We start from the raw sequence: 16,168 nt of genomic DNA, 5'->3' as shown, positions 1-16,168 counted from the left end.
CTCCATCCGTGACCGTGCAGCCGACGGCGTCCGAGCACGCCCCGATCGACCTGGACATCGCCGTCATCGGGATGTCCGGCGCCTTCCCGGGCGCCGCGAACGTCGCCGAGTTCTGGCGCAACCTGCGCGACGGCGTCTCCTCGGTGCGGTTCTTCACCGACGCGGAGCTGCTCGCCCGCGGCGTGCCCGCGGCCGACCTGCGGGACCCGGACTACGTCAAGGCGGCGTCCACCCTGGACGACATCACGGGCTTCGACGCCGACTTCTTCGGCATCAACCCCAAGGAGGCCCGGGCCACCGACCCGCAGCACCGCCTGTTCCTGGAGTGCGCCTGGGCGGCGCTGGAGGACGCGGGGTACGACCCCGGCCGCTACGACGGCGACATCGGGGTCTTCGCCGGGCTCGGCATGAACTCCTACGTGCTGGAGGTGCTGGGCCGCAACGCCTCGTTCTGGCGGTCCACCAGCGTCGAGCAGATGCTGATCGGCAACGACAAGGACTTCCTGCCCTCGCGGGTCTCCTACAAGCTGAACCTGACCGGGCCGAGCATCAACGTCAACACCGCCTGCTCCACCTCGCTGGTCGCCATCCACCTGGCCAGACAGAGCCTGCTGCTCGGGGAGAGCGACATGGCCCTGGTCGGCGGCGTGTCGATCGTGGTGCCCAACGACCACGGCTACCGGTACGTCAAGGACGGCATCCAGTCGCCGGACGGCCACTGCCGGGCCTTCGACGCCCAGGCCCGGGGCACGGTGTGGGGCGACGGCTGCGGCGTCGTCGTACTCAAGCGGCTGTCGGCCGCCATCGCCGAGGGCGACCACGTGTACGCCGTCGTCAAGGGCACGGCCGTCAACAACGACGGCTCGTCGAAGGTCGGTTACACCGCGCCGAGCGTCGAGGGGCAGAGCCGGGTCATCGTGGAGGCGCTGGCCGAGGCCGGCGTCTCCCCGGACGAGATCGGCTACGTCGAGGCGCACGGCACCGGCACCGCGCTCGGCGACCCGATCGAGATCGCCGCCCTCACCAACGCCTTCCGTACCGGGACCGACCGGGTCGGCTACTGCCCGATCGGCTCGGTGAAGACCAACATCGGCCACCTCAACGCCGCGGCGGGCATCGCCGGGTTCATCAAGTCCGTGCTGGCCCTGCACCACCAGGAGGTGCCGCCGAGCCTGAACTTCACCGAGCCCAACCCGGAGATCGACTTCGCCACCAGCCCGTTCTACGTGCAGACCGGGCTCACCCCCTGGCCCGAGGGGCCGACGCCGCGCCGCGCCGGGGTCAGCTCGATGGGCATCGGCGGCACCAACTGCCACATCGTGCTGGAGGAGGCGCCGGCCGCCGCCCCGGTCGCCGCCGTCCCTGACGGCGAGCAGGTCCTGCTGCTGTCGGCGCGCTCGGAATCCGCCCTGGAGCAGGCCACCGGCGCGCTGGCCCGCCACCTGGCCGCCCACCCGGAACTGTCCCTGGCCGACGTGGCCCACACCCTGCAGTGCGGGCGCCGGCACTTCCGGGTCCGGCGGGCGCTGCTCGCCAGATCCGTCGGCAGCGCCGCGCGCGCCCTCGCCGAGGCCGATCCGGAGGCCCTGCTCGGCCCCGGCGACACCGCCGGGCCGGACGGACTGGCCGCATGGCTGGCCGGCGAGGACGTCGACTGGCAGTCGCGGTGGCCCACCGGCTCCGCACACCGCGTGCCGCTGCCCACCTACCCCTTCGAGCACCGTCGCCACTGGTACGAACCGGAGATCGTGCCCGAGGCCTCCGGGCTCGACGACGCGGCCTACTTCACCAAGCTGCCGGACATGGGCGACTGGTTCTCTCTCCCGGTGTTCAAACAGCGTCCGCTGCCCTTCACCGTCCCCGCGACCGGGGGCCGCACCTGGCTGGTGTTCGCTGACGAGCGGGGCGTCGGGGCAGGCGCGGCCGCGGCCCTGGCGGCGGACGACGAGGTCGTGACGGTGACGGCCGGCAGCCGCTACGAGCGGCGCGAGGACGGCTCGTTCCTGCTGGACCCCGCCGACGAGGAGGGCTACACCGCCCTGCTGACCGAGCTGCGCAGCCGGGACCGACTGCCCGACGGCGTCCTGTACTGCTGGCCGCTGCGCCGCCGCGCCGAGCAGCCGCACCGGCTCGACCGGGACGCGCTGCTCGCCGAGCAGGAGTCCGTCCTCTTCCCGATCCTGCGGTTCGCCCAGGCCCTCGACGCGCTGTCCGTCGAGCGGCCGCTCACCTTCACCGCGGTGACCGAGGACGTCTTCGACGTCACCGGCGCCGAGGACCTCGACGTGCACGCCGCCACCGTCGGCGGCGCCTGTCTGGTGCTCCAGCAGACGTACGGTCACATCGTCTCCCGGGTGGTCGACCTGTCAGGCGACGCCGACACCGACCGCCGGGTCGCCCAGCTGCTCGCCGAGGTCCGCCACGACACCGGCGATCTGTTCAGCGCCTACCGGTCGGGCAAGCGGTACGTGCGCGGCTACGAGCCGGTCAGGGTGGAGGCGGACGCACCCCGGCCGACCGGGCTGCGCGAGGGCCGCACCTACCTGGTCTTCGGCGGACTGGAGGGCATCGGCTCGCTGATCGCCGAACACATCGTGCGAGACCGGGGCGGCCGCCTGCTGCTCCTGGAGGAGTCGGACTTCCCCGCCGAGGACCAGTGGGACTCCTGGCTGGCCGAGCACCCCGAGGACGACCCGATCGCCGCCCGGGTGCGCAAGGCCCGCGAGCTGATCGGGCTCGGTGGGCACTGGCTCGGCAACCTGGCCAGGGACGCGGCGCGGAACGACGCGCTGCGCGCCGACGTCGAGAAGCGCCACGGCCGGGTGCACGGCCTGGTCCACGCCCCGGGCGCGTCCAACGCCAAGCGGGTCAACACCATCCGCGCGGCCACGGTCGAGGACTGGCGCCGGCACTTCTCCTCGGTCGGCGCGAGCCTCGTCCTGCTCGACCGGATGTTCGCCGACCGCGAGCTGGACTTCCGGATCATGACCAACTCGCTCGGATCGGTCCTCGGCGGAGACGGCTTCTTCCACATCGCGACCGTCGGCAACTACGCCAAGGCGTACGCCACCATGCGCGCCCGGGAGACCGAACAGGCGTGGACGGTGCAGGCCTGGGACTCCTGGACCATCGAGTGGGTCGGCATCAGCCAGTACCTGCCGGTCGCCCTGTTCGACCGGGTCAAACCCTCCGTGCTCACCACGGAGGAGGGCCTGCGCTGCTTCGAGCTGGCCTTCGCGGTGACCGGCGCCGTCGAGGTCGACATCTCCGCGACCGACTTCGCCGCTCGCTACCGCAAGTGGATCGGATCGACCGGCCGCACCGACCAGGGCGCCGACCAGCTCTCCGGCGCGCACCCGCGCCCGGAGCTGGAGACCGCCTACGTGGCCCCCAGCGGCCCGACCCAGCAGGCCCTGGCCGAGCTGTTCGCACGCGTCCTCGGGGTCGAGAAGGTCGGTGCCGAGGACAGCTTCTTCGAGCTGGGCGGCCACTCGCTGCTCGGCGTCGAGCTGGCCGCCGAGGTGCGCAAGGCGCACGGGGTCGAGCTGGACCTCTACTACCTGTACGGCATGCCCACCGTGGCGCAGCTGGCCGACTACATCGAAGGGGCGATATGACACGCCCCATCGCCTTCCTGTTCGGCGGCCAGGGCTCCCAGTACCACGGCATGGGGCGCCCGCTGTTCGACCACGAGCCGGTGTTCCGCGACTCCATGCGCGAACTGGACGAGGTGGTGCAGAAACTGGCCGGCGTCACGGTCGTCGGGCAGGTCTACGGCGCCGACCGGGGCGTCGGGGACCCGTTCGACCGGCTGCTGTTCACCCACCCGGCGATCGTCATGGTCGAGTACTCGCTGGCCCGGCTACTGCGCTCGCGCGGCGTCGAGCCGGACTACGTGGGGGGAAGCAGCCTCGGCGAGTTCGCGGCGGCGGCCGTGGCGGGAGTGCTGCCGATCGAGGACGTGCTGAGCACCGTCGTCCGGCAGGCGCAGCTCTGCGAGCGGTCGGGGCCGCCCGGCCGGATGCTCGCCGTCCTGAGCGACGTCGCCTCGTTCGAGCACGACCCGGTCTTCGCCGGCACCGAACTCGCCTCGGTCAACTACCCGGAACACTTCGTGGTGTCCGGCACCGTGGCCCGGATCACCGAACTCAGGGCCGAGCTCACCGGACGGGGCACCCCCACCGAGGTCCTTCCGGTGCCGCACGCCTTCCACTCCTCCCACATCGACCTGCTCGCCGAAGGCCACCGCGACCTCTTCCGCGGCCTTCGGCCCGCCGCGCCCCGGATCCCGCTGGTCTCCGGCGTCGACGGCAGCAGGCCGGAGCGGCTCGACGCGGACTACTTCTGGAACGTCGTCCGTCGGCCGATCGACTTCCCCGCCGCGGTCCGCACCCTCGCGGCCGCGGGCGACCCGGTCCACCTCGACCTGAGCCCCGGCGGCACACTCGCCACCTTCCTGCGCCGCAACCGCGCCGACGCGGAGTGCCACCCGCTCCTGACGCCCTTCATGCAGGACCGGGAGCGGCTCGCCGACGCGACCGCCGCCGCCGTGGCGCAGCGCCGCCGGGCCCGCCCGACCACCCACGGAGAAGGCACCATGACCGTTTTTCTGTTCCCAGGACAGGGCTCCCAGTTCAAGGGCATGGGTGCCGGGCTCTTCGAGGAGTTCCCCGACCTCACGGCCACGGCCGACCGGGTCCTCGGCTACTCGATCCGGGAGCTCTGCGTCGAGGACCCGCGCCGGGAGCTGGGCGACACCCGCTTCACCCAGCCCGCGCTGTACGTGGTGAACGCCCTCAGCCACCTCAAGCGGGTCGCCGACACCGGGGTGCGCCCCGACTTCGTCGCCGGCCACAGCCTCGGTGAGTACAGCGCGCTGTTCGCCGCCGGCGCGGTCGACTTCGAGACGGGCCTGCGCCTGGTCAAACGGCGCGGCGAACTGATGAGCGAGGCCGAGGACGGCGGAATGGCCGCGGTGATCGGCCTGACCGTCGAGGAGGTGCGCGACCTGCTGCGCCGTGAGGGGCTGACGGCCATCGACGTCGCCAACCACAACTCGCCCCACCAGGTCGTGGTCGCCGGGCCCAAGGCCGACATCCCGGCGGCCCGCGAGGCCTTCGTCAAGGGCGGCGCCCAGCACTACGTCCCGCTCAGCGTGAGCGGCGCCTTCCACTCCCGGCTGATGGCCGGCACCCGGGAGCGGTTCGCGCCACTGCTGCGCGAGGCCGTCTTCCGCACGCCGGAGATTCCGGTGCTGTCGAACGTGTCGGGCCGCCCGCATCGCGAGGGCGGGATCGCCGACGGCCTCGCCGAGCAGATCACCCACGTGGTCGAGTGGAACGACACGATCCGCTACCTGCTGGGCCGGGGCGAGGTCGACTTCGTCGAGGTCGGGCCCGGCACGGTGCTCACCAAGCTGGTCCGCAAGATCCGCGACGAGGCGGGCCCGCAGGCGACAGCGGAGCCGGTCGCCCCGGCTCCTGCCGTGGCTGCGGCCGCTGCGCCCGCTGCGTCTGCCCCGGCTACCGCTGTGCCCGCTGTGGTTGCCCCGGGTGCTGCCGCGTCCGCCGTGACCGCCCCGGCCGCCGCTGTGACCGCCGCCCCGGCGCCCGAGGCGGTCCGGTCGGCAAAGCCGTCGGGGCAGGCCGAGCCCGAGCTGCCGCTGTGGCCGATGGCCGTCACCGCCCGCTCGCTCGGCGACCCGGACTTCCGCCGCGACTACGGCCTCACCCACGCCTACCTCGCCGGCGCCATGTACCGCGGCATCGCCTCGGTGGACCTCGTCGTCCGCATGGGCCGGGCGGGCATGCTGGGCTTCTTCGGCACCGCCATGGTCCGCCCGGAGGGCATCGAGGACGCGATACGCCGGATCCAGCGCGAGCTCCCGGGCGGCGAGCCGTACGGGATGAACCTCATCCACAGCCCCGCCCACCCGGAGGCGGAGGAGGCCGCCGTCGACCTCTATCTGCGGTACGGCGTGCGCGTCGTCGAGGCGTCGGCCTACATGGGCATCACCCCGGCCCTCGTCCGCTACCGCGCCAAGGGGCTGCGCCGCGGCCCGGACGGCCGGGTGACGGGCGCCAACCGGATCATCGCCAAGCTGTCCCGGCCCGAGGTGGCGCGGGTGTTCCTCGCCCCGGCGCCCGAGGACCTGGTCGCCCGGATGGTCGCCGCCGGCGTCCTCACCCGCCAGGAGGCGGAGCTGCTGCGCGAGGTGCCGATGGCCGACGACCTCTGCGTCGAGGCCGACTCGGGCGGCCACACCGACCGAGGCGTCCTCGTCGCGCTGCTCCCGGCCATCATCGCCCTGCGCGACGAGCTGGCCGGAACGTACGGCTACTCGCAGCGGATCCGGGTCGGTGCCGCGGGCGGCATCGGCAACCCGGCCGCCGCGGCCGCCGCCTTCGTCCTCGGCGCGGCCTTCGTGCTCACCGGCTCCGTCAACCAGTGCACGGTGGAGGCCGGGACCAGCGACGCGGTCAAGGACATGCTCCAGAACGCCGGTGTGCAGGACACCGCCTACGCCCCGGCGGGCGACATGTTCGAGATCGGGGCGCAGGTCCAGGTGCTCCAGCGGGGCACGTTCTTCCCCGGCCGGTCCAACCGTCTGTACCAGCTCTACAAGCACTTCGAGTCGCTCGACGCCATCGACGACAAGACACTGCGCATGATCCAGGACAAGTACTTCCACCGTGACTTCGACCAGGTCTGGAAGGAGGTCCGCGCCCACCAGCCGGCCACGGAGATCCAGAAGGCCGAACGCAACCCCAAGTACCGGATGGCGCTGGTGTTCAAGTGGTACTTCGCGCACTCGACCCGTGCCGCGCTGGAGGGCGACCCCGAGCACCGGGTCGACTACCAGATCCACTGCGGGCCCGCCCTCGGCACCTTCAACCAGTGGGTCAAGGGCACCGACCTGGAGAGCTGGCGCAACCGGCACGCGGACGAGATCGGCCTGCGGCTGATGGCCGCCACGGCCGAGCTCGTCAACGGCCGCTTCGCCGACCTGTTCGGCCGCCGCGACGAATCCGGCTCCGATCGCCTCGCCCCGCAGGACCGGGAGCCCGCCGTCCGCTGAGCACCCCGGACGCCGAGCCACCCGGGACCTCCCCGCCCGCCGAAGAGATTGTGAGCGAGATCCGTGTCGCTGGAAGTCATCCACCGTCCGTCCACCACCGACGCCACCGAGGTGCCGCTGCTCTTCGTGCACGGCTCCTACCACGGGGCGTGGTGCTGGGACGAGCACTTCATGCCGTACTTCGCCGAGCGCGGCCACGACTGCCACGCGGTGAGCCTGCGCGGTCACGGCAACAGCCCCGGCCGTGAGCGGCTGCACGAACTGACCCTGGCCGACTACGTGGCCGACGTGGTCGAGGCAGCCGGACAGATCAAGGGCACCCCGGTGCTGGTCGGGCACTCCATGGGCGGCGCCGTGGCGCAGCTGGTGGCCCGCGAGCACCCGGAGCTGCTCGCCGGCCTGGTGCTGCTGAACTCCGTCCCACCGGCCGGGCTCGGCCCCGAGTCGCTGCGCCTGATGTTCCGTCATTTCCGCGAGCTGCGCGGGCTGCGGGCGTTCAACCGCGGCACCGGCGAGTTCCCGACCCGGCTGTTCTACTCCGACGCGCTCCCCGAGGCGGAGCGGACCGCCGTCGCCGCCCGGCTGCAGCCCGAGTCGGACAAGGTCAACTACGCGGTGAACAAACGCGTGCTGAGCGGCGCCCCGGCCGTGCGGGTGCCGCTGCTGGTGCTGGGCTCCACCGCCGACCGGGTGGTCTCGGCCAGGTCGGTGCAGGCCACCGCCAAGACGTACGGCACCCAGCCGGTGCTGCTGGACGGCGTCGGCCACGTCTCGATGCTCGACCCGCGGTGGCGCCGCGTCGCGGACCGCACCCTCGACTTCCTCAAGACCCTGGGCGACGCGGAGGAGGCCCGGAAATGACCGATGTGACGAAGCCCCGCGGCTCCTATCAGGTGACCACCATCGCCGGCAGCGCCGAGCGCGAGATCGAGCGGCTGAGCGCCCAGGTGGACCTGTTCTGGCCGGACGAGTCCCGGCACTACCTCGCGAACGGGCTGCGCGACGGCATCTCGATGGTCGAGCTGGGCAGCGGCCCGGGCTTCACCACCGAGAGGATCCTCAACCTGCTGCCCGAGATCCGGATCACCGCCGTCGAGATCGACCCGCTGCTGGTCAAGGTGGCCGACGACCGGCTGTCGCCCCCCTTCGGCGACCGCCTCGACATCGTCGAGGGATCGATCACGGACACCGGACTGCCTTCGGACACCTATGACTTCGCCCTCACCCGGCTGGTTCTGGAGCACCTGCCCGACCCGGTGGCGGCGGTCCGCGAGGTCGCCCGGATCCTCAAGCCGGGCGGCCGGGCGGTGTTCGTCGACAACGACTTCGAGATGCACCTGATGACCTCCCCGCACATTCCGGCGCTGTCGGAGCTGTACGGCGCCTACTGCCGCTCTCGGGCCGACCAAGGCGGCAACCCGACGATCGGCCGCGAGCTGCCGGGCATCCTGCGCAGCGGCGGTCTGTCGGCGGTCACCTTCACGGTGGTCAGCGCGCACAGCGACATCGTGGGCAGCAAGAGCTTCCTCGGGTCCGAGGGTGTCGGCATCCCCACCAAGCTGGTCCGGGACGGCTACCTGAGCAGCAAGGCCCTGGGCGAGATCGCCCGATCCTGGCGGGAACTGATGCGAGACGACAAGCACGCGATCCTGCGCCAGATGTATCTGTCGGCCGGCGAGAAGTAAGTGCGAAAGGGACCCACAGGGATGAACCGAGCCCTTGACGCCATCGAGCGGCGACTCAAGGCCGTCCTCGCCGCCGTACTCCGCGAGGAGGGAACTGAAGCGACCGCCGACGCCCTCGACGGCAGCTTCGTCGACCTGGGCGTCAACTCACTGATGTCGGTGGAGGTCGTGGACCGGGCCAACGCCGACCTCGGCCTGGACCTCGGCGTCGAGGTGGTGTTCGACCACCAGGACGTGCGAGAGCTGGCCCGGTTCGTCCTGGAGGAGCACGGTGACCGGCTCGGCGACCTGTCCGGCCGGGACGGCGCCGACGCCGAGGAGGCCGAGGACACCGAGGAGGCCGGGGACACCGAGGAGGCCAAGGACACCGAGGAGGCCGGGGACACCGAGGAGGCCGGGGACACCGAGGAGGCCGGGGACACCGAGGAGGCCGGGGACGTCGTCCTCTCGCACGCCGACCCGGCGTACGCCGACGCGAAGGACGCAGGCCCGGTGGCCGGGGACGTCGGCGACATCGCGGTCATCGGGATGTCCGGGCGTTTCCCCGGCGCCCGCGACCTCGACGAGCTGTGGGAGCTGCTGCGCGAAGGCCGCACCGCGGTCCGCGAGATCGACCGGCCGGGCTGGCCGCTGGAGGCCTTCTACGACCCCGACCCGCAGCGCCCGGACCGGTCGATCAGCAAGTGGGCCGGACTGCTCGACGACCACGACCGGTTCGACCCGCGGTTCTTCGGCATCTCGCCTGCCGAGGCCGAGCACATGGACCCGCAGCAGCGGCTGTTCCTGGAGGAGTCCTACCGCGCGTTCGAGGACGGCGGCATCGCCGTCGACACGCTGGCCGGACGGCGGGTCGGGGTGTACGTGGGCGCCCGCGGCTCGGACTACCTGGACCGGGCGGTGCGGGCCGGCGGGGCGGGCGCGCAGGTTTTCCTCGGCACGGACATGGCCATCCTGGCAGCCCGGATCTCGTACGCCCTCAACCTGACCGGCCCCAGCCTGACCATCGACACCGCCTGCTCCGCCTCCCTGGTCGCGATCCACCTCGCCTGCGAGAGCATCCGCCGCGGTGAGAGTGAACTCGCCCTGGCCGGCGGCGTGTTCGTGCTCAGCTCGCCCGAGTTCCAGGTGCTGGCCTCGAAGACGAACATGCTGTCGCCGGACGGCCGCTGCAAGACCTTCGACGACGACGCCGACGGCATCGTGATCGGCGAGGGCGTCGGCGTCGTCGTACTCAAGAGCCTCGCCGCCGCGCTGGCCGACGGAGACCACATCCACGGCGTGATCAAGGGCTCGGCCATGAACCAGGACGGACGCACCAAGGGCATCACCGCGCCGAGCAGCCGCTCGCAGCGGGCGCTGCTGCACCAGGCGTACGCCGCGGCCGGCGTCGCCCCGGACACTGTCGGCTACGTCGAGGCGCACGGCACCGGGACCAAGCTCGGCGATCCGATCGAGGTCCGGGCGCTCACCGAGGCGTTCCGCGAGCACACCGACCGGAGCGGTTACTGCGGGCTCGGCTCGCACAAGGGCAACCTCGGCCACTCGATCATGAGCGCGGGCGTGGCCGGACTCCTCAAGGTGCTGCTGGCTCTGCGGCACCGGAAGATCCCGCCCACGCTGCACGTGCGCCGACTCAACCGGCACCTCGACCTCGCCGGAAGCCCGTTCTACGTCAACACCGAGCTGCGGGACTGGGAGCCGCCCGCGGACCATCCGCGCCGCGCCGGGGTCAGCTCCTTCGGCTTCAGCGGCACCAACTGCCACATCGTGGTGGAGGAACCGCCCGCCCGGGCCCAGACGACCGGCGAGCCGGAAGCCGCCTACCCGGTGCCGCTGTCGGCCAGGACGCCCGAGGCGCTGCGCCGCCAGGTGAGCCGGCTCGCCGTCCGGCTGAGCCGCGACGCCGGGGAGCTGCGGCTCCAGGACGTCGCCGCCACGCTGGCCCTCGGCCGGGCCCACCTGCCGCACCGGCATGCCGTGGTGACGCGCAGTGTGCACGAACTCGTGCAAGCGCTGAGGGCGTTGGAGGCCGGGGCCGAGCCGGCAGAAGCCGAGCCCGCGGGCGACGCCGCCGCGCTCGCGCGCGCCTACCGCCGCGGTGACGACGTCGACTGGGCGTCCTGGTGGCAGGGCAAGCCGCACCGCACGGTGCCGCTGCCCGCCTACCCGTTCCACGGCGAGCGCTACTGGTTCACCCCCGTGGCGGACACCGGCGCCGAGGAGACCGGGGAGCGCGGCCACACCGGCGCCGGCGGCTCGGACTCCGTCCTGCTGCTGGCCCACGCATGGCAGGACTGGCCGCAGGACGCCGCGCCGGACGACACGGAGCGGCTGGTGATCCTGGACGAGCGCGTCCCGGCCGTACCGGGCCTCCCGTGCCTGAGGCTGACCGGCGCGTACGAGGAGGACGCCGTCCGGCTTCTCGACGAGCTCCGCTCGCGCACCCCCGGACCGCTGTTCGTCCAACTCGCCGTCGCCGACGGCGCCCTGACCGCCGGGCTGCTCGGCCTGCTGCTCACAGCGGGCCGGGAGTACCCGGGCATCCGCGGCCAGGAGGTCGCGCTCCCGGCTGACGCCGGCCCTCGGGAGACCCGCGAACTCCTCGATAAGGCACGGCGGTTGAGCGGCGCCACCCGGGTCCGGGCGGACCGGGCCGGGCTGCGCGGCGCCCGCTGGGCCGAACTCGCCGCGCCGGAGCCCGCCGCCCCGTGGCGCACCGACGGGGTGTACCTGATCACCGGCGGGGCCGGCGGCCTCGGCCGCCTGCTCGTCGCCGACATCGCGCGGCACACGGACGGGGCCGCGGTCGTGCTCACCGGGCGCTCGCCCTCGGCGCCCGTCCCGGCGGCCGAGGGCGTGCGCGTGGAGTACCGCCGGGCCGACGTCACCGACCGGGCCGCCACGGCGCGGCTGGTGGCCGAGGTCCTCGCCGAGCACGGGCGGATCGACGGCGTGGTGCACGCGGCGGGTGTGCTGCGGGATGGCTACCTGGCCACCAAGACCGCAGCCGACGTGGCCGCGGTCCTGGCGCCCAAGGTCGCCGGGGCGCGCCATCTCGACGAGGCCACCCGGGACCTTCCGCTCGACTTCTTCGTGCTGTTCTCCTCGGTCACCGGCTCCCTCGGCAACGTCGGCCAGGCGGACTACGCCGCCGCGAACGGCTTCCTGGCCCGGTTCGCCGACCGGCGGGCCGAGCAGGTGGCCCGGGGCGAGCGGCGCGGACGGACCGTGGCGATCGACTGGCCGCTGTGGGCCGACGGCGGCATGGGCGTCGACGCGGCCACCCTGGCCGCCCTGAACCGCTCCCACGGCCTCGAACCGATGACCACCCGGGCCGGACTGCGCGCCCTGCACGGGGCGCTGGCCGCCGGCCACAGCCAGGTGCTCGTGGTCGCCGGCGAGCCCGGCCGGCTGCGCGCCCTGCTGACGGCCCCCGCCGGGTCCGCGCCGCAGCCCCCGCGAGGACACCGGGCGGGCGCCGTCCGGCCGGAGGTCCGGGCGGAGCTCACGGACCTCGCGGCCGCCCTGATCCGGGTCCGGCCGGCGGAGCTCGACGCCGACACGGAGCTGCACGACTACGGGTTCGACTCGATCACCCTGACCGACTTCACCAACCGGATCAACGCCCGGTACGGCATCGACCTCACCCCACCGGTCCTCTTCGAGCACAGCACGCTCGGCCGGCTGGCGGAGTACCTCGGCACGGCGTACCCCGAGCTCGCGAACGGGCTCAAGGCGCCGGCCGGGCCGACGGCCGTGCCGACTCCCGTGCGGCCGGCCGCGCCGACGGGCACGCCGACTCCCGTCCGGATCGCCGCGTCGCCGATGCCGGACACCGCGGACGACCCGGTGGCGATCGTCGGGATCAGCGGAGTCTTCCCCAAGGCCCGCGACGTCCGCGCGCTCTGGGACAACCTGCTGGCCGGCCGGGACTGCGTCGAGGCCGGGCTGCCCGACCGCTGGGGCGAGCGGGCCGACGCCGCGTTCCCCTGGGCGGGACTGATCGACGGTGTGGCCGAGTTCGACCCGGCCTTCTTCGGCATATCGCCGCACGAGGCCGTCCGGATGGACCCGCAGCAGCGGCTGCTCCTGCAGAGTGTGTGGGCGGCCATCGAGGACTCCGGCCACGCGCCGTCCTCCCTGGCCGGCAGCGACACCGGCGTGTTCATCGGCACCCTCGACAGCGGCTACGGCCTGCTCGGAGACCCGGACGCCGACGTCGAGGGGCACACCGCGGTCGGACGCATCCCCTCGCTCGGCCCGAACCGGCTGAGCTACCTGCTGGACCTGCGCGGCCCGAGCCAGCCGATCGAGACCGCCTGCTCCAGTTCCTTGGTCGCCCTGCACCGTGCGGTCACCGCGGTCCGCTCCGGCGAGTGCTCGGCGGCCGTAGCCGGCGGCGTCAACCTGCTGATCGAACCCAGCCTGCACACCAGCCTCGGCAAGTCGGGCGCGCTCTCTCCCAGCGGGCGCTGCCGCGCCTTCTCCGCGGACGCCGACGGCTTCGTCCGCGGCGAGGGCGCCGGCATGGTCTTCCTCAAGCCGCTCTCCCGGGCCGAGCAGGACGGCGACCACGTCTACGGACTCATCCGCGCGACCGGGGAGAACCACGGCGGCCGCGCCCAGTCGCTCACCGCCCCGAACCCCCGCGCCCAGGCAGACCTGCTGGTGAAGGTCTACCGGCAGGCGGGCTTCGACCCGCGGACCGTCGGCTACATCGAGACCCACGGCACCGGCACCAGGCTGGGCGACCCGATCGAGGTCAACGGGCTCAAAGCCGCCTTCGAGGAGCTGTACGCCGACGCGGACGGCCACGAGGCGCCCACCGGAAGCATCGCCCTGGGGTCGGTGAAGACCAACATCGGCCACCTCGAACTGGCCGCCGGGATCGCGGGCGTCATCAAGGTGCTGCTCCAGTTGCGGCACGGAACCCTGGCCCCCAGCCTGCACGCCACCCCCGCCAACCCGTACATCGACCTGATCGACGGCCCGTTCCGCGTGGTCGAGAAGGCGGAACCCTGGCCCGTCCTCACCGGCCCGGCGGGCGAGCCGCTGCCCCGGCGCGCCGGAGTGAGCTCGTTCAGCATCGGCGGCTCGAACGCGCACGTGGTCCTGGAGGAGTACCGGCCGGTCCGCCCGGACACCCCGCCGGCCGGGCAGCCGGCCCTGGTCGTCCTCTCCGCCCGGACCGACGAGCGCCTGCACGAACAGGCCCGCAACCTGCTCGAGTTCCTCCGGGCCGGGCACGTCCCGGAGCAGGACCTCGCCGCACTGGCGTACACCTTGCAGGAGGGGCGCGACGCGATGGAGAGCCGGCTGGCCGTGGCGGTCCGAACCGTGGCCGAACTCGCCGACCGGCTCGAACGGTTCCTCGACGGCCGGCCCGGCGACTGGCACCAGGCGCGCACCGCCGAGCACCGGGACGTGGTGGCGCTCTTCGCCGAGGACGACGACCTGCGGGACACCGCCCGGAGCTGGGTGGAGCGCGGCCGGTTCGCGACGCTGCTCCAGTGGTGGGCCAAGGGACTGGACGTCGACTGGCGGCTGCTCCACCCGCAGGGCACCCCGCGGCGGCTCAGCCTGCCGACCTACCCCTTCGCCCAGGAACGCCACTGGCGGCCCGGCGCCTCCCTGCCCGGACCGGACCGGACACCGGCGCCGGCGCCGGCACCGGCACCGGCATCGCGGGACCTGACCCCGGCACGGCCCGAACAGGCAACACGGAAGCGCGTCGAGGCGGCGGACCCGGCCGGGAGGTCGGCCCTGGCCGCCGTGCAGCGGCATCTGCTGGGAGTGGTGCGGCAGCGGTCCTTCGCACCGCTCGCCGGAACGAACGAAACGGAGCGTTGAGCACGATGGACGAGCTTCTCGGCAGGCTGCTCTGGGCACAGTTGCGCGCCGCAGGCTGGTGCGACGACGAGGTGACCGTCGTATCCGAGGTGACGGCCCGTCACCGCGCGCCCCAGCACGTGGAGCGGTGGTTCGCGGCGAGCCTCGACCGCTTGCAGGAGCAGGGCCTGGTGCGCCGCTCGAGAGACCTGTGCCTCGCCCTGGACGCCGAGCCCCCGGCCGAGGCGTGGGCCGCGTGGGAGCACCGCAAGGACGAGCTGCTCGCCGACGCGAGCACCCGGCCGCGGCTGGTCATCGCCGAGGCGATGCTGCGGGCCCTGCCGCAGCTGCTGGCCGGTGAGAAGCTGACCACCGACGTGCTCTTCCCCGGCGGCTCCGCCGAGCTGGTGCGCCCTGTCTACCGGGGCAACCCGATGGCCGACTTCCTCAACGAGATCGTCGCCGAGGCCGTCGTCAGCTATGTCCGGCACCGCCGCGCCGAGGATCCGTCCGCCCGGGTCCGGCTGCTGGAGATCGGCGCGGGCACCGGCTCCACCAGCGAGGACGTCTTCCGGGCCCTCACGGACGTCCGGGACGCGGTGGAGGAGTACCGCTTCACCGACCTCTCCCGGGCGTTCCTGCAGCAGGCCGAGACGGCCTTCCGCGCCGACGCGCCGTACCTGCGGACCGGCATCCTCGACATCGAGCGTCCCCCGGCCGACCAGGGCGTCGAGACCGCCTCGTACGACGTGGTGCTCGCGACCAACGTGCTGCACGCCACCCGAAGGGTGCGCGACGCCGTGGCGCACGCCAAGGCGCTGCTGCGGCCCGGCGGCTTGCTCGTCCTCAACGAGATGAACGACAGCTCGATGCTCTCGCACGTCGCCTTCGGCCTGCTGGAGGGCTGGTGGCTGCACGAGGACCCGGAGCTGCGCATGCCCGCCGGCCCGGCGCTGCCCTCAACCTCCTGGGAGAAAGTGCTGTCCGAGGCCGGTTTCCGGTCGGTGTTCTTCCCGGCGGCCGAGGTCCCCGGGGTGGAGGGCCAGATCGTGATCGCGGAGAGCGACGGGATCCTGCCCGACGCCACCGCCCCCCGCCCGGCCGCGACCGCTCCCGCCCCCGCCCCCGCCGCCGAGCCGTCCGCCCCGGCCCGGGCGGCCGGGCCCGCCGCGGGCCACCGTGCCGCGCTGCTGGCGGAGCTGGCCGCGACGCTCCAGACGCCGGAGACGTCCATCGTCGGCGACCGGGCGTTCCGCGACTACGGGCTGGACTCGATCCTGGGGATCCAGTTCGTGCAGCGGGTGAACGAGGTGCTGGGCACCGAACTGGCGACCACAGTGCTGTTCGAGCACGGCACGCTCGACCAGCTCGCGGCGTTCGTCGACTCGTTGGGCATCACCGCGCTCGCCGAGCCCGTCGCTCCGGTGCCGGTGCCGGAGCCGGTGCCGGCACCGGTGGCCACGGCCACCGTCACCCCGGCCGAGGTCGCGGCAGAGACCGGCGGCGACGCCCTGGAGCCCATCGCGATCGTCGGTCTGAGCGGCCGGTTCGCCGGTTCCCGGACGGTCGACGAGCT

At 73.3% G+C, this 16,168-nt stretch carries 6 protein-coding genes; all 6 read left to right on the top strand.

Translation table 11 applies throughout. The features are described from left to right. Positions 1-8: 8 nt before the first annotated feature. Positions 9-3,617: a beta-ketoacyl synthase N-terminal-like domain-containing protein gene (locus ACF061_RS37950; protein WP_392271579.1), complete on the top strand. Its 3,609-nt coding sequence runs from the start codon at positions 9-11 to the stop codon at positions 3,615-3,617. Further along, positions 3,614-7,078: an ACP S-malonyltransferase gene (fabD, locus tag ACF061_RS37945; protein WP_392271578.1), complete on the top strand. Its 3,465-nt coding sequence runs from the start codon at positions 3,614-3,616 to the stop codon at positions 7,076-7,078. The genes ACF061_RS37950 and fabD overlap by 4 nt, the downstream gene beginning before the upstream one ends. Positions 7,079-7,141: 63 nt before the next feature. Further along, complete coding sequence (locus ACF061_RS37940; protein ID WP_392271577.1) at positions 7,142-7,939, top strand: alpha/beta hydrolase; 798 nt, start codon at positions 7,142-7,144, stop codon at positions 7,937-7,939. Then, a complete protein-coding gene (locus ACF061_RS37935) occupies positions 7,936-8,763 on the top strand; it encodes a class I SAM-dependent methyltransferase (RefSeq protein ID WP_392271576.1) in 828 nt (275 codons plus the stop codon). Before ACF061_RS37940 ends, ACF061_RS37935 begins: the two co-directional genes overlap by 4 nt. 21 nt (positions 8,764-8,784) lie before the next feature. Continuing rightward, positions 8,785-14,613, top strand: a complete 5,829-nt coding sequence (locus ACF061_RS37930; protein WP_392271575.1) for an SDR family NAD(P)-dependent oxidoreductase — start codon at positions 8,785-8,787, stop codon at positions 14,611-14,613. 5 nt (positions 14,614-14,618) lie between these two features. Next, a partial coding sequence (locus tag ACF061_RS37925; protein ID WP_392271574.1) for a methyltransferase occupies positions 14,619-16,168 on the top strand: 1,550 nt, incomplete at its 3' end.

Source organism: Streptomyces sp. NPDC015220 (assembly GCF_043079345.1).
Lineage (GTDB): Bacteria > Actinomycetota > Actinomycetes > Streptomycetales > Streptomycetaceae > Streptomyces.
This window is presented reverse-complemented; position numbering and strand designations above follow the sequence as displayed.